Source organism: Sphingobacterium olei (assembly GCF_005048855.1).
GTDB lineage: Bacteria > Bacteroidota > Bacteroidia > Sphingobacteriales > Sphingobacteriaceae > Sphingobacterium > Sphingobacterium olei.
Window position 1 is genome coordinate 64,394 of record NZ_SUME01000003.1, and the last position, 19,834, is coordinate 84,227.

The following is a 19,834-nucleotide window of genomic DNA, read 5'->3' on the forward strand; positions in this document are numbered from 1 at the left end:
TGCAAGTATTCACTATTAAAACGTAATAAAAATATGAAAAAATACGGAGTATTCCGCTATTCTTATATACTTATCCTATCCATATTGAGCTTTCACAGCGTACACGCTCAAGAGGAACCTAAACCCATCATTAATGCATCGCTTGTAGGAACAGTTGTTAATGCACAAACAAAAGAGCCTATAGCTGGAGCGACGCTACAACTGGAAGCAGTGACACATAGTGTCACGACCGATAAGTTTGGAAAATTTCAATTCGTTACCGGACAAAAGCTTCCTTTTACGGTAATTGTATCTTATTTGGGGTATGAAAAGAAAACGTTGGTTATAACGAAATCACCAACTGTCATTGAACTTGCTCCTTCCGAAAGAATTTTAGACGAGACTGTGGTAGTGGGATATACCACGGCCAAAAGATCAAGTTATACCGGATCGGTAGCGGTGGTGGGTGCTGCAGAATTGGATCGATTACAGATTACCTCTATTGGTAAGGCGTTACAAGGAACCGTTCCGGGACTTCAATCCATTGCGCAGTCGGGACAGCCTGGAAGCGATGCAGACTTGTATGTGCGTGGCGTCGGTTCTGTTAATGCCTCAACAGCACCACTCTACGTTGTTGATGGTATCCCAGGTGCGAACCCTAATAACTTAAACCCGAAAGACATTCAATCTATTTCCGTATTGAAAGATGCCACGGCAAGTGCACTATATGGATCGCGTGGTGCTAATGGCGTGATTGTCGTTACAACGAAATCGGGAATCCTAAACTCGAAAACAGCAGTAAATTTCTCGGCCAACTATGGCTACACAGGTCGTGCGGTGGCAGATTATGAATATTTATCTCCGCAGGAATATTATGAATTACAATGGGAAGCCATCCGTAATACACAGCTGGATCAAGGTAAATCGGCTACTGATGCAGCGATATATGCAACAGATTATTTGGTCGACGGTTCGCTGAAAGTAAATATCTTTGGCCCGCAATATGCTAAACCTGTAGGTTTAGATGGCAAATTGGTTGCTGGAGCCACACCTTTGTGGAACGACAACTGGGGTAAAGCGATCTCACGTCCGGGACGTCGCCAGCAATATGACTTGAGTGCAAGTGGCGGTAGTGCCAATACGAGATATTATTTTTCAGGAGGTTATTTAAATGAAGAAGGTTGGATAAGAACATCCAACTTCGAAAGATATAATGTTCGGACAAACATACAGTCAAAAATAAATAATTGGTTTGAAGCAGGGGCAAATGTATCGCTTTCATCGGGTTTTCAACGCTCTCCGAACCAAAGCGATAGCAACACGGGGAATTTCCCGAATTTCCAGCGACTTATTTCCAATATTTATCCGATTTACGAGCGTCATCCTGATGGATCGTACATACTAGACGAAGATGGTAATAAAAAATGGGACTACGGTAGATGGCGTCCCACAACTGCTGTCAGCGGTTCAAATATTCTGGGAAGTGCAGAACACGCCATATCAGGTAGCCGGACAGATGCCGTTTTATTGGGAACAAACGCGAGTATTAAGTTTTTTGAAGGGTTGTCTTTGAAGACAACTGCAAATGTGGATTATCGTGCGGGTAGTTCGCATTCATACTCTCATTCTTATTACAGTACTGGCGTTATCACAGAAGGCGCGGGATCAGCAAGCAGAAGTGCAAGTCGCACGCTTAATTACACGGTAAACAGCTTTCTGAATTATGCTCTTGATTTGGATAGTAAACACCATGTCAGTTTATTAGCTGGTCCAGAAGTATATGTGGAGAATTCTTCATCTTTGTCTGGTAGCCGTTCCGGTTTTCAAGTATTGGGGAAAACAGAACCTTCAGCGGGAACCGTAAGCGGCACATTTAATGGAACTTCCAGTGATTACCGCCTGGCCAGTTTGTTAGGTCAGTTAAATTACGATTATTTGGGTCGTTATCATTTTTCGACGAGCTTTCGAAGAGATGGTTCTTCTCGCTTTAGCAAACAGTCACGATGGGGTAATTTTTGGTCCGTGGGTGCCGCATGGAATGTTAAACAGGAAAACTTCTTAAAAGATGTATCTAATATCGACAATCTTAATCTTCGTTTAAGTTATGGAGCACAAGGTAATGATAAGGTTGGTAATTTTGCCTATGGCGGGTTTTACTCGATCTACAACAGTTTAGATATGTTGGGACTGTTACCCTCTGATCTTCCTACCCCAGAATTGAAATGGGAGACAAACCTGAACCTCAACTTCGGAGCGGATATTTCCTTGTTCAATAATCGATTAGTAGCCCAAATTGATGTTTTTGATCGACAATCGAGAGATTTGTTATTTACGAAACCACTTTCTCCTTCAACAGGTTACGATGGTATAAATGCCAATATCGGTTCCTTGAGTAATCGGGGTATTGATGGACAGATCACTGTTGTCCCCTTTCGTAATCAAGATTTCCATTGGAATGCGACCATTAATTTTGGACATTACACCAACAAAATAACCAAACTGCCCCAGAAGGAAATACTCACCGGTTCGATAGGGCAATATGGCAACACAAAGAAAATGGTGGAAGGGGGATCGATTTACGATTTCTACATCAAAGAATGGGCTGGAGTTGACCCCGAAAACGGGAAAGCCACCTGGTATAAGGATGTTGTTGACGACAGCGGCAATATTACAGGAAGGACCACTACCGCAAATCAAACTGAAGCAACCCCTTATTTTCAGGGAAGCTCACTTCCCGATCTATATGGTGGTATAAGTAATACCTTTGCCTATAAGGGCTTTGAATTTTCATTCCTTGTATCATACAACATCGGCGGGAAAATTTTTGATGGAGATCAACCTATGATTATGCATGTAGGATCTGCACCAGGGCGCAATTGGTCAAAAGAAGCATTGAATCGCTGGACTCCAGAAAACACGGATACAGATTTTCCAAGACTCTCTTATGTTTCCGACCCGTGGAATACAATTCCTTCGACACGCTTTTTGTACAGTGCAACACATGCCCGTTTGAAAAATGTTAACCTGTCTTATAGATTGCCAAATGATTTGGTATCTAGATGGTCTCTCACAGATGTGCGGCTTCGTTTTGTAGGTGAAAATTTGTTGACATTTTATGGACACCAAGGATTGGATCCCGAGCAAACTGTTTCCGGTTCAACGTTTTACCGATATCCTGCACAGAAAGCGTATTCACTCGTACTTAATGTATCATTCTAATAAAAATTACTCATCAGACTATGAAACTGAAATTTAGTTATATATTGACTGCTTTGGCACTATTAACATCCTGCAGCGACGATTTTTTTGATACCGCACCAGCGACACAGATTACCACGTCGGAAGTATTCTCTTCGGAAGATAATATCAATGCTTTCGTCAATGGTGCGATTCGTTACCTTTTGGAAAATAGTACCTCGCAGGATAATCCAGGGCTTCCTACAATTTTTCTTACGCACGATGTAATGGGCGAAGATGCCATCGCCCGGGATGGAAGATATGGATTCCGTGATTCGTATCCATATCGCGATCCCTTCGACAATACAACTCGTCGTGCGCTGTTTTTTTGGACATTGCAGTATACATCGATTGATCATGCTAACAATATCATCGCCAACATTCCGATTAATGAAGACAGCAAACCGAGTTTAAAATATCTTAAAGGACAAGCCTATGCACTACGAGGGCACAATTATTTAAACTTGGTGCGACAATATCAGTTTACGTATGCGAAAGATGCAAATGCTAAGGCCGTCCCGATTTACACAGAACCTACAACTCCAAGTACAGAGCCTAGACCGCTCTCTACAGTAAAAGAAGTATACGATCAGATCATAGGCGATCTAACGGAAGCAGAAAAACTATTGCCTGGATTTGAGCGCAATGTGAAAAATCGCCCCGATCTTAACGTCGTTTACGGACTACTGGCCCGTACCTATCTCACACTCGAAAACTGGGATCTTGCTGAAGCGTATGCTGCTAAAGCACGTATAGGGTATCCTATTATGACTGCCGAACAATACACCCAAGGGTTCAGTGATGTGAGTAATCCCGAATGGATTTGGGGACATCCACAAACACAAGCTCAAAATAAAGGAGGTGCATCGTTTTTAGCTTATATAGAGACCACACCCTATGCTACCGATGCCAACGGGACGAATTTGTATTATGGGTACAACAGTATCATCCCTGATCCTCATTTTATTGCATTGTTTGCTGATGGAGACATACGCAAGTCATTGTTCGAAATTGCCAAGCAACCCGCGGAAGCGATTTATAGGTCTTACCGGTATAAAAAATTCCGAAATAAATATCCCAATCATGACGGACATATTATTTTGATGCGTGCTTCAGAACAGCTTCTTATTGAGGCCGAGAGTAAAGCGAGGCTGGATAATGTAACAGGGGCGATAGAGACATTAAACGAATTGCGGCGAAAGAGAAATCTTTCCGATTTGTCCGCCAATGACTTTAATAAGACGACGATAATTGAAGAGATTCTGCTCGAACGCCGGAAGGAACTTTGGGGCGAGGGCTTTCGTTTATATGATATCCTGAGGACGCAAACTGCACCCGTGAGAAAGGAAACTACGGAAACGTTTGTTGACAATGCAGGAAACACAGTTGGGGTATTAGGACATTGGATTACAAAGTTTCCGGACAATTCAAATTTGGTGCCTAATAGTAAGTATTATCTTTTCCCGATTCCATTAAATGAAATCAGCACCAATCTCAATTTGTAAATAGAAACAAACAAAGTATATACATATGAAAAAGATTTTAATATTAATTGCAATCGTTTTTGTCCTCTCATCGGGCAAGAACCACAATAACCTAAATATTAAAGGTAAGGTTGAAGGAGTTCAGTCCGGCAAGGTGTATTTGCAGAAGTTTTACAATAAGATGTTCTTCGTTATTGACTCCGCAAGTATCGTGAATGGAGAATTCCAATTTGCTAAAAATGTAGAACTCCCCGAAATATATGGGCTGACGTTGGATACCACTAAAAGTACATACCTGGTTTTTTTGGATGAAAATCCGGTAACTGTACAATTGGACACATCAACCTATTACCGAAATACGGTAGTGAGCGGATCCAAATTACAGGATCAATATGTGGAATACGGAAAGCAACGGGGTGTCAAAATCGATGAATTTATAAAAGCTAATCCAGCATCATTGGTTTCTGCTTATGTCTTTTATCGATACTATTCATACCGTCTGTCCCCGGAAGAAATTAAATCTAATATCCAATTACTGAATCCTTCTTTAAGAGAAACACCTTATGTACGGGTTTTGACCGAATTGACAGAAACGCTTGAAACGGTTGCAGTAGGCAAGTCTGCCCCTGATTTCACTGCAAACGACACAGAAGGAAAACCTCGTGCTTTCTCAGCTCACTTGGGTAAGGGCTATGTGCTTTTGGATTTTTGGGCGGCTTGGTGTGGACCATGCCGAAGGGAAAATCCAAATATCGTGAAAGCCTATAATAAGTACAAAGAGAAAGGATTTGATATTGTCGCCGTGTCTTTAGATAAAAATAAGAATAGCTGGTTAGACGCGATTGCAAAAGATAATTTGACTTGGGCACATGTTTCGGATCTATTGTTTTGGGATAGTGAGCCAGCAAAATTATATGGCGTAAGAGCCATTCCTGCCAACTTTCTGATAGACAAAAACGGTGTTATTGTCGCGAAAAATCTACGTGGGGAAGATTTGGATAAAACTTTGGGAGAATTGTTAGACTAATTTATCCGGATAAACATGAGAGTATTATCGTTATTAACCATCTGTTTTTTGTGGCTATCTGTTAGCGGTGTTAAAGCGGAAAAAATAGATTATTTTTTTGGTTCTGAAATTGTATTTGATCCTAAAATCCCGTCTCCTCAGGAATTTTTAGGTTATGAAATCGGAAGTCGTGTCACCGAACATAGTCGGGTCAATTCTTATTATGAAAAACTCGCGGAACTTTCGGGTCGTACATCCCTAGTAGAAATAGGCCGTACGCACGAAAACCGTAAAATCTATGTGCTGATTGTTTCGTCTGCAGACAATATTAAAAACTTGGAGCGTATAAAAGATACACGTAAGAAAGTGCGTCAAGGAGAGCGCGTCACTGGTCCACTTGTTGTATTTTTAGGAAATACGGTGCATGGTAACGAAACGTCATCTGCCGAAGCAGCGTTGCTGTCTGCATACTATTTTGTTGCTGCGCAAAACGATTTTGTGAAGAAGCAACTCGAAGAAGGGATCTATTTCATCGATCCTGTCCGTAACCCCGACGGGCAAGAACGTTTCGCTTCGTGGGTAAACGCGAATTCAAGTGTGAATTTTTATAACACGTCTTCTATCGATAGGGAGCATACGGAAATATGGCCTCGGGGCAGGGGTAATCACTACTGGTTTGACCTGAACCGTGATTGGGTGAATATCGTGCATCCCGAGAGTAAGGCACGAGTTTCTCTGTATCAGGATTGGCTTCCACACGTGCAAGCCGACCACCACGAAATGGGGACAAATAGTACATTTTTTTTCGAACCGACAGATCCCGATGGAAACGAATCTCGGTTTGTACCGCAATCTACATACAAACTTAATAGGCTTTTTGCTGACCATTTTGCCAGGGCATTGGATAAAATAGGATCTTTTTATTACACAAAAGAGTCCTATGATAATAAAAACCCAAATTTTGGTTCGACCTACCCTGATTATAATGGGGGTGTAGGGATACTGTTTGAGCAAGGGTCTTCTAGAGGGCTACGTCAAGAATCTAATAACGGTTTGGTGACACTTGAGCATACCGTTCGAAATCAGTTGGTAACCAGTATCGCCACGGTCGATGCCGCTCATGCGAACAAAGACGGTTTATATGATTTGCAAAAAGAATTCTTCAATCCAGCACGCTCTGGTAAAGAGGCTTCGAAATCTTATATTATCGGTGACAACTATGATATATCCCGTTTACACAAATTTGTAAAACTGTTACTCGATCACAAGCTGGAGGTATATGAAAATGCAAATGACGTTACCATTGACAATGTGAAGTATGAAAAGGGTAAATCGTATGTCATTCCGGTAGGACAACCCAACAGCGCATTGGTTGGAATTATCTTTGATGATAAGAAGGATTATGCAGATGCAAGTAAATTAGGTTATGGGGCCGGATTTTCAGTTGCATACTCTACAGGTCTTTCTTTCGCGATTTCAACACCATCGCGTGGAGCGAAGGTGGAAACATTGCCACAAAAGGCTGTGGACAATTTGCAACAATCGGAGTATGCTTATTTGGTAGATTTTCGCGATTCAAAGAGTCAACATTTGCTGTTGAGGCTGTTGGAAGAAGGTGTTTTGCTAACTACTGCTTCCAAACCATTCTCTATCAATACCAATAATGGAGCTAGGGACTTTTCGTATGGTACGTTGCTTATCCCAGTTGCAAATCAATCCATTCCATCCGCAGAGTTGTTTGCCAAATTAAAAAAATTAAGTGAGCAAGAAGAGGTCGACCTGATTCCTATATCGACCGGTTTCAGCGTTAAGGGAGTAGATTTAGGGAGTAGTGCGTTTAGAAAAATAGACAAACCAAAGGTTCTTGTTGTAACCGGAGAGGGGGTAACATCTACGGAAGCAGGTGAAGTTTGGCATCTGTTCGATCAGGTCTTGAAGTATCCTTTGGTACGCGTAGAATCTAATGTCTTTGGACGGGCGGATCTTCAACAATTTAATCGAATTGTATTGGTAAGTGGTGACTATTCTTTTTTGAATCCAGAGGGTATTGAAAATTTAAAAAATTGGATTAAGAATGGGGGGACACTTATTACGATTAATCGAGCATCCCAATGGGCGATTAGCAACAAGATAGGTTTCGAAAGGCGGGTAGAAGCAAATGAATCTGACGAAAAGCAAAGAACCGGAAGTATTCCGACATCTATCTTTCAAACCAAAGTTAAATTGGAGCATCCGTTGGCGTTCGGGTTAACCAGCGCATATTTACCTGTAGTCCGCGAGGGATTTTCGTTTATTTCTTCGTCAGAAGTTGGAAATGTCGTTGCTGCTTTTACTGATGATCCATTGCTCAATGGCTATATCTCGACCAATCAATTACAAAGTTTAAAAGGTTCTGTTTCTCTAGCAGTAAATTCCTTTGGCAGAGGAAATATAGTTCTTTTTGCCGATAACCCTTTGTTTCGTGGAAGTTGGGATGGAACGAGTCGCACGTTTATTAATGCTATCCTCTTTGGTGGAGGTACTTCGGCAAGATACTGATCCTAATAAATTATAATAGGATCGTCGATTATACAGGATGATTGAAGTATTGGAAAATCCAATGTAGTACGTAGTGAATATTACTTGTTCTAATAAATGAATTAAATATTTTTTAAAAGTCTATTAATTTAGTAGACTTTTAAAAAATATATTTATATTTGTGGTGTGATCATTGAAATAGATTGATAGCGAGTTGTTTACTAAATCAAAATAAATTAACACAATGAGAAAAACTTACCAAAACTCAACGGATTTTTTCTGGAAATCTTCAGCAAATAGGAATTTTTATTGCTTACCTTTTCGAATGCGAATGTGTCGCTAAATTTCTCTCCCTTATAGAAACAGAAAGGGAGGCCTAAGCTTCCCTCATCTGTTCAATAATGAAAACAAGTAATCAATTGGCGTTGGCACTTGCAAGTATTCACTATTAAAACGTAATAAAAATATGAAAAAATACGGAGTATTCCGCTATTCTTATATACTTATCCTATCCATATTGAGCTTTCACAGCGTACAGGCTCAAGAGGAACCTAAACCCATCATTAATGCGTCGCTTGTAGGTGTTCTCGTGGATGCGGATACGAAGGAACCCATAGATGGCGCAACGGTACAGCTTGAAGCGGTTACACATAGTGTAAAGACAGACCGGGATGGGAAATTCCAGTTCGTGACCGGTCAGAAGTTGCCGTTTACATTGATCATCACATATGTAGGTTATCAAACAAAGACTATTGTCATTTCTCAATCTCCAACAGTCATTGAACTGAAATCTGATGATAAAAACTTGGATGAAGTGGTTGTGGTAGGATATGGTACCATAAAGCGTAAAGACTTGACAGGTTCTGTTGCATCGTTACCAAGTGATTTACTGAAACAAAATGTATCATCGTTGGATCAGACGTTGAAAGGAGGGATTTCAGGGGTTCAGGTTACACAGACATCAGGACAACCGGGAGGTGGGGTGAGCATTCGAATTCGTGGAGGAGCTTCTATTCAAGGTGGGAACGAGCCACTCTATGTTATAGACGGTTTTCCTATTTATAACCAGACAGAAAGTACTGGTGTAGGGTCTGGAGCATCAATTAACCCATTAGCGAGTATCAATCCTTCTGACATCGAGAGTGTTGAAGTGTTGAAAGACGCTTCTGCAACAGCGATTTATGGTTCTCGTGGGGCGAACGGTGTGGTATTGGTTACAACAAAAAAAGGTGTGACGGGGCGGGCCAAATTAACGTATGATGGGAGCTTTGGTTTACAAAAGGTACTGAAAAAAATTGATGTATTAGGTGCCAAGGATTTCGCAATTTTAAGAAATGAAGTCTTGTATGATGCAAATCCATCATTAGGAACAAATCAATACTTGACCCAATCGCAAATCGATGCTTTAGGGGAAGGTACAAATTGGCAAAATGAGGCTTTCAAAACAGCTCCTATTCGTAATCACCAATTGTCCCTGACAGGTGGTGGAGATCAAGTGCAATACTTTCTTGGTGCAAATTACTTTGACCAAGAGGGTGTAATTGTAAATACAGATTTTAAGCGGCTAGGGTTTAGAAGTAATATCAACGCTAAACCCTATGAAAGGCTGAGTGTCGGAGCCAATCTGTCCATAAATCGGACTCAGGGTCAGGTTGCCCCATCAGGCATCGTAAATTCATTATTGATCATGCCTCCTACCGCCACTATTTATGATGCTGATGGTTCATATACATTACGAAATCCTTTTGAAAATATTTTTGCAAATCCAATCGCAACATTGTTAGAAACTACGAATCAGGAAGTCGTATTACGTACACTCGGGACAACCTTTGCACAATACGATATACTTGACGGACTACAGTTAAAAGTTCTATTGGGTGTAGACCTGAATAATAGAACAAACAAGTATTATCTACCATCTTACATTTATGAGGGATCGGGTAGCAGTGGTAGGGCCAACCTTGGTAATTTGGATTATTATTCCTGGCTGAATGAGAATACATTATCCTATAACAAATCTTTTAACAACCATAATTTAAATGTATTGTTGGGATTTACCCAGCAAGAAGCGCGTAATGCCGTGTTTGGTGCCGGGGCAGAAAATTTTGTCACAGATGAATTGTTGTACAACAATTTACAAAGTGGATCAACATTATTAAGACCGACTTCAGGAACCTACGAATGGGTGCTTCATTCTTTTTTAAGCCGTATTAATTACAATTATCAAAATAAATACTATGTATCAGCAAGTTTAAGAAGAGATGGTAGCTCTCGGTTTGGTGCGGAAAACAAGTGGGGTAATTTTCCATCTTTAGCATTCTCGTGGCGAGCCAGTCAAGAAGGTTTTATTAGGGACAATCTATCCTTTCTGAATGATCTTAAACTACGCACAAGCTTTGGTACGACCGGGAATCTAGAGATCGGGCAATATCAATCTTTATCGACATTGTATTCTTTAAATTACCTTATCGGAGGTAACATACTTACAGGCTTCACCTCTCAACGGATCCCCAACGAGAATTTGGGATGGGAAACAACATATCAATATGATGCAGGAATTGATTTTGCATTGTTCAACAGTAGACTACAATTCACTTTTGACTGGTATTATAAGAAAACGGAGGATCTGTTGCTGAATGTAGAGATCCCATGGACTTCGGGATACGCAAGTTCGCTGCAAAACTATGGTTCAGTTCAGAACAAGGGGGTCGAGTTTAATGTAAAGAGTAAGAATATCGATAATGACTTCTCTTGGTCGACAGACCTAAACCTATCTTTTAACCGGAATAAAGTATTGTCGATAGGAAGTGGAACGTCATACATTACAGGGAACTACATTATAAAGGTAGGTAAACCTTTAGGAACATTTTACGGGACAGCGACAGACGGGATTTTACAGGTAGGTGAAGAAGCTGAAAAAGGAGATTTCACGGGTAATGCTACTCCGAAGGCCGGAGATCGACTATATAAAGATATCGATGGCGACGGAAAATTTACGACGGCGAATGACCGTACAGTCATTGGTAATGCGCAGCCAAACTATATTTTTGGTTTTACCAATACATTCAACTACAAAGGTTTCGATTTGAATGTCCTTTTACAAGGTTCGGTGGGCAATGAGATATTGAATATCAATAGACAGAATCTGGAAATGTTCACCGGTCAACAAAATGCTTCAACAGATGCGTTGCAACGTTGGACTGCAGGTAATCCTTCTCAATCATATCCCCGTGCAAAATTAGATCCTGCTCCTGTTTTTTCGGATCAGTTTGTTGAGGATGGTTCTTTTGTAAGATTGAAATCACTCCAGTTCGGATATACAGTTCCGAAGACATGGATTCACAGATCATTGTCGAATTTAAGGTTCTATGTTGTTGGTCAAAATCTTTTGACATGGACAAAATACGCCGGCTTTGATCCAGAAGTAACTTCGGGAAGCAATGTGCAAATTGGTTCAGATGCAGGAATCTATCCAGCTTCAAAGTCATTTTCATTTGGAGCATCAATAACATTTTAATTAGGAGGAGTAGAACAATATGAATGGTAAGAATATTTTAATCGGATTTATCGCTTTGGCTACCTTGTTTTCATGTTCCAAATTGGAGGAAAAACCAGACTCTATTTTGGTGTCCGAACAATTCTATTTAAATGAGGAACAAGCAATATCAGCAGTAACAGGTACGTATCGTAAACTATATGAAAGTGGCCAGTCGCTTTACAACAGTTTGTTTCAAATAGGTGTTGAAATGGCAACAGATGATTACGAAGCAGGGCCGCGTGCACGTAACGCACATGTACGTGCCATTAGTGGATTAACACACGACCCGTCAAATGATCGAATGGAACAGCTCTGGAAGCAGAGTTATGATGCGATAAACGCATCGAATCTGAATATAAAGAATATCAGTGAAATGACGGAGGGTCAGATTACTTCCACTGTCAGGGTACGTCTTGTTAACGAAGCAAAGTTCTTAAGAGCATTACATTATTTCAATTTAGTAAGATGGTTTGGCGATGTTCCTCTGGTAACTGAACCGGTATCAGTGTTAAGTCCGGAGCAATTGTATGTGTCAAAAGCCTCTGAAGAGGATGTTTATACACAAATCGTAACCGATTTGTCCGATGCGGAGAGTTTGCCGAATTATCTTGAATATGGAGATAAAGACAAGGGAAGGGCTTCACGAGGCTCTGCAAAGAGTCTATTGGCCAAAGTTTATTTGACGCAGAAGAAATGGGAATTGGCCCGAGCTAAGGCGAAAGATGTCATTGACAATGAAAAATATGATTTATTCGAGGATTTCGTGGATGTGTTTGCGGTGGATAAAAAAAATGGGAAAGAACATATCTTCTCAGCACAATTTCAGGGAAATAGCGGATATCATGGGAATAGTTTAGCGAGTCGTTCTGCACCGGCAGATATTCCGGGGATCAACGGAGATTACGCCGATGCCCTACATGTAGAAGGAGGCTTGTATGAATCTTTTGAAGTGCAGGACGAACGTTTGCCTATTACATTTACAGTAGGCAAAGTATCTCCGACTAATAATCAATATTATGCGTTGAGTACACCGCAGTTTAACAAATATTACGATGAAAGTGTCATCGGGAACCAGAGCCAATCATCTAAAAATCTACCCATAATTCGCTACGCTGAAATTTTGTTGATATATGCAGAAGCGGATAACGAGTTGACTTCAGTACCATCTAATAGTGCTATTGAATCCCTGAATAAAGTTCGAGGAAGGGCGAATGCAGCGCTTCATGTAGGAGCGGGTTCTAAAGATGTTTTCCGTGAGTTGGTATTTGAAGAAAGGCGTAAAGAGCTGGTATTCGAGTATCAACGTTGGTTCGACTTAGCGAGAAGAGGGGCGGAGTATTATGTAACTAAGCTGCGTGCTGCAGGTAAAACGCAAGCAGCGGCAAGACACATCCATTTCCCTACACCACAGCGAGAATTGAATTTGAACCCTAATTTAAAACAACACCCGGATTGGGTAAATTATTAATCAATAGCTATGAAAAGGACACTCAGTTTAATTCTATTTTTATCGCTCTGTGTGATAGGATTTGCACAGGACAAACGACCAAATATTATTTTAGTACTCGTTGACGATTTAGGTTTTACGGATATTGAACCTTTTGGAGGACTGGATGTAAAAACACCTAATCTCTCTAAACTAGCCGCTGAAGGAACACGGTTTCAGGAGTTTTATAATAATTCAATATGTGCACCTACCCGCGCGTCATTATTGACCGGTCAATATGCGCATAAGGCGGGGATCGGATATTTTAATGTGAATCTGGGTTTACCCGCCTATCAAGGATTTCTAAATAGGGAATCTTTGACGTTAGGTGAAGTACTGAAAAACGCAGGATATTCTACCATTTTGTCAGGAAAGTGGCATGTTGGCGACGATTATGACCAGTGGCCTGCTCAACGTGGATTCGAAAGATCGTTTGGATTTATTGGCGGTGCAGTTAATTTTTATGAGATCAATGATAGGGAAAATCCTTCTGTTCCTTTGTTGAAGAATAATGAACCTTTTTATTTGCCGAAAGATCGCTATTTGACAGATGAGATTACAGACCAAGCTATTTCTTTTCTTCATGAGCAAGACAACGAACAAAAACCATTCTTTTTGTATTTGGCTTACAATGCGCCACATTGGCCCCTACAGGCACCCGAAGAGGATATACAGAAATATAAGGGAGTATATCAGCATGGTTGGGATAGTTTAAGAACAGACCGTTATCATCAGGCTATTGAAAAAGGGGTATTCCCAGAAGGGCAAAAAATAGCGAAAAGAGATAGTACTATTCAATTGTGGGACAAATTGACGTATGATGAACAACAATATTGGCAAAGACGTCAACAGGTTTTCGCAGGAATGATAGATCATGTTGACCAAAGCTTGGGTAAATTATTAGCAACACTTAAAGAGTTGAAAAAAGATGAAAATACCGTAATCATCTTTTTATCAGACAATGGTGCACAAGGAGGTGAGCGTACCAGAATATATACGACACGCAATACCGAAACAGTGGGGCGTCCGGGCTCTTATGATGTCCAAAATAACAATTGGTCACAAACAGGCAATTCACCATTGCGTAGTTTTAAAGACAATCCCTACGAAGGAGGAATCGGAGCTCCGTTTATAGTTTGGTATCCAAAGGAAGTGAAGGCAAATGTCATAAAAAAGGGAACAGGTCATATTATCGACATCGCACCTACGTTGTATGATTTTGCCCAAGCTAGGTACCCTGAAACATTTAGCACTATCAAGACCAATACACTGTCTGGCGTGAGCTTCAGAAATTTGCTCTCCACCAATCAGAATCAAATTGATCGATCCAAACCTTTGTTTTGGGAACGTGCCGGAAATAGAGCTGTGCGTCATGGAAAATGGAAATTGGTTTCTTTGTACAGTAATAATTATCAAGTCGAGCTTTATAATATTGATGAGGATCGTGCGGAGAATAATAATGTAGCTGACCAATTTCCAGAAGTTGTTCAAGAACTGGAAAATCTTTACGCACAATGGGCGAAAGAAACAGGAGTGGTCGACTATGATCGTATAAAACCCCAAAGAAATTTACTCCGTTAATCAAGACTATTTTTATGAAACCTGCATGAATTACCATTCACAAACAGATAGAAGCAATTCATGCAAGTTTCATTGCCATTTTTAAAAAAAAATATTCCAATGAAAAAGATATTTATAACATTGTTTAGCGCATGCCTTGCTTTTACAGGTTTCGGACAGACAAAAGGCAGACCTAATATTGTCGTTATTCTGGCAGATGATCTTGGCTATTCAGATTTGGGCTCATATGGATCAGAGATTGCTACACCGAATTTAGACCGATTAGCAAAGGAAGGCGTCAGGTTTCAACAGTTTTACAACAATTCAATTTGTGCCCCCACTCGGGCGTCATTGATTACGGGTCAATATCAGCACAAAGCAGGTGTGGGATATTTTTCAAATGATTTGGGATTACCTGCGTATCAAGGTTATATCAATACCGAATCACTCACCTTTGCGGAGGTGCTGAAAGCAAATGGTTACGTTACCCTAACATCGGGTAAATGGCATGTTTCGGGAAAAGACCAGAGTTACCCGTGGCAACGCGGTTTTGACAAGGTATTCCCTAAGAATGATGGTGCCAATTCTGGTGCGCCGGGTTTTGGTAAAGTAGAAACAGACGCTGAAGGGTATCCTTTATCAGAATATTATTCAACAAATGTTATTAATGCGCATGCTGAGCAATTCTTGGATGAAATTAAAGACCAGAAGAAACCATTTTTTTTATACTTGGCGCATACAGCACCTCATTGGCCTCTGATCGCATTGCCAGAGGATATTGCCAAATATAGGGGAAGATATGACAAAGGATGGTTTACTCTTCGACAAGAGCGGTTTGAGCGTCAAAAACAATTAGGCATCCTCAATCAGGATGCGGTTCTCTCTACTCGAGACCAAGACTTATATGATTGGGATAGGTTGTCTTATGACCAGCGGCAGCTATGGGCGAAGAAGATGGAGGTTTTTGCGGCAATGGTCGATAGGCTGGATCAGAGTATCGGTTCTTTGTTGGATAAGTTAAAACAAAATGGGCAGTTAGAGAATACGGTCATCGTTTTCCTGTCTGACAACGGTGCTCCAGCTGAAGATTTAGTAAAATGGCACAATGGGGCTCAAAGAAATACAGGTCCGGTAGGAACTACTGGATCTTCTGAATCACAAAGTAAAAACTGGTCATATGCTTCAAACACGCCTTTCAAAGCCTATAAGGATTACCTGCACGAAGGGGGAATCAATACGCCATTTATAGCGTGGTTTCCAACTAAAATAAAAGCAAATACTATTGTTAGAGGAACAGGTCATATCATTGATATAGCACCAACTTTATATGAGTTGGCACAGGCTAAATATCCAAAAAATTATCAGGGGGTCAAATCAAATGAATTGCCCGGGAAAAGTTTAGTACCTGTGCTTACCAGTAAGGCTGATGCAGTGGAACGTCCAGAAGGGTTGTTTTGGGAACGTGCCGGGAACAGAGCCGCCCGGATAGGAAAATGGAAGTTAGTCTCCACCTGGCCATCTTATAATTGGGAGCTTTATGATCTGGAAAATGACCCAACCGAAACAAAAGACGTTTCCAGACAAAATCATGCCGTCGTTTCTCAATTGTCTCAGGCATATTTTAAATGGGCAAAAGAAAATGGTGTCGTAGATTTTGCTGAACTGGAGGACAGAGAGCCTAAGAGCATGAAGGATTTTAGAAGAAGTAAAGAACAAGAATTGGCACCGCCTGCTTTTGGATTTTAATCATAATACGATGAAAACAATATTATTAGCATTATTTATTACTTGGCAACTGGGATGTTTCGCACAGGAGGAGAGTTTCAAGATCAGTGCAGAAGATTTTTATTCAAAAATCAAAAAGGAGCAATCGCCTCAAATATTAGACGCCCGCTCAGAAGAAGAGTATGAACAAGCACATTTTCCTGAAGCGATTCAGATTGATCAAAAATCAGATGATTTTTCGCAAAAAGTCGGAAGTCTCGATCACAAACGACCTGTTTTTATTTATTCCATACAAACGGGACGTTCTTCCAGGTTAGCTGAGCATCTGAGTGAGCAATCTTTTAAGGAGGTTTATGTGCTGTCTCCTGGTATATCTGCATGGGTGGGTTCGGGATATCCTTTGGTTGTTTCCCAAACAAATAATAAAAGGGTAACACTACAAGCATTTAAGGATGTCTTAGCATCTAATGACTACGTATTGGTAAATTACGGTTCAAATTATTGTGCCCCATGTAAGAAAGTTGTGCCGGTTCTTGATTCACTACGAAGCGAATCTACAGATCTAAAAATTTTCAAGATAGAGATTGATGTGAATCCGGATATTATAAAGGAAAATGAAATTAAGACTATCCCTACCACAATTTTGTATAAGTCGGGGAATCCTGTTTGGGCAAAAACCGGTATACCAACTGTTGATGAAATCCGAATAGCGAAGAATGAAAATTAGTTTATCCGTGTCTTTTAAAGTAATGCTATCATCTTGTGTGATTTTTGCAATGATGGGAGAACTGTTTGCACAAGAAGTGCCTTCTTGTTGTGTCGAGGGAGTCGTTTCACGAGGTACATTCCTTGCACAGCAAAATGATAAAAGGGAAGTTTTTGTCGGGAAGGATAGTGCTAGAATGTTATTTATTCCGGGAGGCAAGTTTACCATGGGGTCAAGCAGATTTCAAGATGCGAATGTGCTCAGAGAGATCGAGTTATCCCCTTATTGGATAGATGAACACGAGGTAACGAATGCACAATTTGCACAGTTTGTAGCGGAGACCAGATATGTGACGGTAGCTGAGCGCGAGTTAAATTCCAAAGATTTTCCCGGAGTTGATCCTGCATTGTTGATTCCCGGTTCAGCGGTATTTAGTCCACCAAAAGAGGCGAACGGCTTAAACAATCATTTACAATGGTGGCAATATGTTGCTGCTGCAAGTTGGAAACAACCTGAAGGATCGGGTAGTACCATTGTAGGCCGTGAGGATCATCCCGTGGTACATGTGGCTTATGAAGATGCTGAGGCCTATGCCAAGTGGGCGGGAAAGCGATTGCCTACAGAAGCGGAATGGGAATATGCCGCAAAAGGAGGAGCAAACTCCGACGAAACATATTATTGGGGTACAGATCTGAAAAAGAACGGAGGCTGGCAGGCCAATATTTTCCAAGGAAAGTTTCCGGAAGGAAATACGGCTGATGACGGATATACTATTACCGCTCCTGTAAAGTCGTACCCGGCCAACAGTTACGGGCTTTATGACATGTCTGGTAATGTATGGGAATGGTGCTCGGATTATTACCAACCTCAATACGATAGCATCGAACAGAAAAATCCCAAAGGACCAAACGCCTCGTATGATCCTCAGGAACCCGGACTAATAAAGCGTGTCCAGCGGGGTGGATCATTTCTCTGTAATGACAGCTATTGTGAACGATATCAAGCCGGTGCCCGAGGAAAGGGTGAGATAAATAGCCCGACAAATCACATCGGCTTCCGCTGTGTGGCAGATGTAAAAGAATAAGTTAGCGGGGGAAGAATTATCATCAGGAAATAGTCTGTAATTTTGTAAATTGCACTATATTAAAATAGTAATTCTTTGAAACAATATGATGCGATAGTAGTGGGTTCGGGACCCAACGGATTTGCCGCAGCAATTACGCTGCAACAGCAAGGAATCAGTACGCTCTTGATCGAAGGTGCTGATTCTGTTGGTGGAGGCATGCGTACCAAAGAGCTGACAATCCCTGGGTTTAAGCATGATGTATGTTCTGCTATTCATCCAATGGCTCTAGCATCACCTTTTTTTGCAACACTTCCGCTCGAACAGTTTGGGTTGCAGTTTACCTATGCCCCGTATCAAGCTGCACATCCATTGGACAACGGGGAAACCGCCTTTTTACATAAAGATATTTACGAAACGGCGGCCGACCTAGGCAGGGATGGAACAACTTATTTAAAACTAATTCAACCCATTGTTAACCGCTGGAAAACTTTGGCTCTTGATACAATGGGACCATTACGTTTTCCTAAAGATCCTGTATTCTTGGCCAAATTTGGGTTGAATGCCTTGCAGCCTGCAACATGGATTGCAAAGCGTTTCAAAACGGAGAAAGCAAAGGCACTTTGGGGAGGAATGGCGGCACACGGCATTCAACCACTGTCTAATTTAACGACTTCGGCCATTGGTATCGTTTTATCTGGTGTAGGACACAAATACGGCTGGCCTATACCTGTGGGTGGCTCACAATCCATAGCGAATGCCCTGGCAACTTATTTTCGATCTTTAGGAGGTGAAATACAGACCGATTTTTGGTTAACCGATACGGCAGATTTGCCCGATCATAAGATTCTTATTTTGGATTTGACGCCACAACAGATATTGAAGATCAAAGGCTTAGATTTGCAGGAAAGCTATAAAAAGCAATTGAAACGTTACCGGCAGGGAATGGGGGTTTTCAAAATCGATTGGGCGCTTTCAGAACTCGTGCCATTTAAAGATAAGCGTTGTCAGCAGGCGGCTACTGTTCATTTAGGAAATACATTTGAAGAAATAGCTCGAAATGAGAAGCTTAGTCATGAGGGGAAGTTAGTGGATAAACCTTTCGTATTATTTACGCAGCAGACTGCATTCGATAAAACTCGTGCACCCGAAGGGAAACATACCGGCTGGGCATATTGCCATGTACCAAACGGTTCAACGGTTGATCGTACGGATGTCATTGAAAATCAGTTGGAACGCTTTGCTCCTGGATTTAAAGACACGATTATTGCGCGATCGACAATCAATACACGTCAATTGGAAGAGTATAATCCCAATTATATAGGAGGTGACATCAATGGAGGAGTAATGGATATTTTGCAATTGTATACACGTCCGACCTGGAGCTTCACACCCTATCGTACCTCCAATAAAAAAGTGTATATTTCCTCCTCAGCAACGCCTCCGGGAGGCGGAGTGCACGGGATGTGTGGATTCCATGCTGCGAAAACGGCATTACAAGATCATTTTAATATAAATGTTAATCTTTAAACA

Annotated in this window: 11 protein-coding genes; all 11 read left to right on the plus strand. The window is 41.1% G+C overall.

Annotated elements, in window-relative coordinates:
* The first annotated feature begins 33 nt into the window (after positions 1-33).
* Entirely contained in the window at positions 34-3,198 is a 3,165-nt protein-coding gene (locus tag FAZ15_RS07680; protein WP_136900741.1) for a SusC/RagA family TonB-linked outer membrane protein, read from the plus strand.
* A 20-nt stretch (positions 3,199-3,218) separates the two neighbouring features.
* Positions 3,219-4,721: a RagB/SusD family nutrient uptake outer membrane protein gene (locus FAZ15_RS07685; protein ID WP_136900742.1), complete on the plus strand. Its 1,503-nt coding sequence runs from the start codon at positions 3,219-3,221 to the stop codon at positions 4,719-4,721.
* A 25-nt stretch (positions 4,722-4,746) separates the two neighbouring features.
* On the plus strand, positions 4,747-5,727 hold the full coding sequence (locus FAZ15_RS07690) for a TlpA disulfide reductase family protein (protein ID WP_136900743.1): 981 nt from the start codon (positions 4,747-4,749) through the stop codon (positions 5,725-5,727).
* Between the two features lie 15 nt (positions 5,728-5,742).
* Complete coding sequence (locus FAZ15_RS07695; protein WP_136900744.1) at positions 5,743-8,244, plus strand: M14 family zinc carboxypeptidase; 2,502 nt, start codon at positions 5,743-5,745, stop codon at positions 8,242-8,244.
* A gap of 445 nt (positions 8,245-8,689) precedes the next feature.
* On the plus strand, positions 8,690-11,740 hold the full coding sequence (locus FAZ15_RS07700) for a SusC/RagA family TonB-linked outer membrane protein (RefSeq protein WP_136900745.1): 3,051 nt from the start codon (positions 8,690-8,692) through the stop codon (positions 11,738-11,740).
* Positions 11,741-11,759: 19 nt separating this feature from the next.
* Complete coding sequence (locus tag FAZ15_RS07705; protein ID WP_136900746.1) at positions 11,760-13,229, plus strand: RagB/SusD family nutrient uptake outer membrane protein; 1,470 nt, start codon at positions 11,760-11,762, stop codon at positions 13,227-13,229.
* A 9-nt stretch (positions 13,230-13,238) separates the two neighbouring features.
* Positions 13,239-14,828 (plus strand): arylsulfatase, encoded by a 1,590-nt coding sequence (locus tag FAZ15_RS07710; RefSeq protein ID WP_136900747.1) that lies wholly within the window; start codon positions 13,239-13,241, stop codon positions 14,826-14,828.
* 99 nt (positions 14,829-14,927) lie between these two features.
* Positions 14,928-16,553 (plus strand): arylsulfatase, encoded by a 1,626-nt coding sequence (locus FAZ15_RS07715; protein ID WP_136900748.1) that lies wholly within the window; start codon positions 14,928-14,930, stop codon positions 16,551-16,553.
* Between the two features lie 10 nt (positions 16,554-16,563).
* Positions 16,564-17,259 carry a thioredoxin domain-containing protein gene (locus FAZ15_RS07720; protein WP_136900749.1) on the plus strand — a complete coding sequence of 232 codons (696 nt, stop codon included), beginning with the start codon at positions 16,564-16,566 and terminating at the stop codon, positions 17,257-17,259.
* The gene (locus FAZ15_RS07725) at positions 17,249-18,322 is read left to right on the plus strand and encodes a formylglycine-generating enzyme family protein (RefSeq protein WP_136900750.1); all 1,074 of its coding nucleotides are present in this window, start codon (positions 17,249-17,251) and stop codon (positions 18,320-18,322) included. Before FAZ15_RS07720 ends, FAZ15_RS07725 begins: the two co-directional genes overlap by 11 nt.
* Before the next feature lie 75 nt (positions 18,323-18,397).
* Entirely contained in the window at positions 18,398-19,831 is a 1,434-nt protein-coding gene (locus FAZ15_RS07730) for a phytoene desaturase family protein (protein ID WP_136900751.1), read from the plus strand.
* Positions 19,832-19,834: the final 3 nt, after the last annotated feature.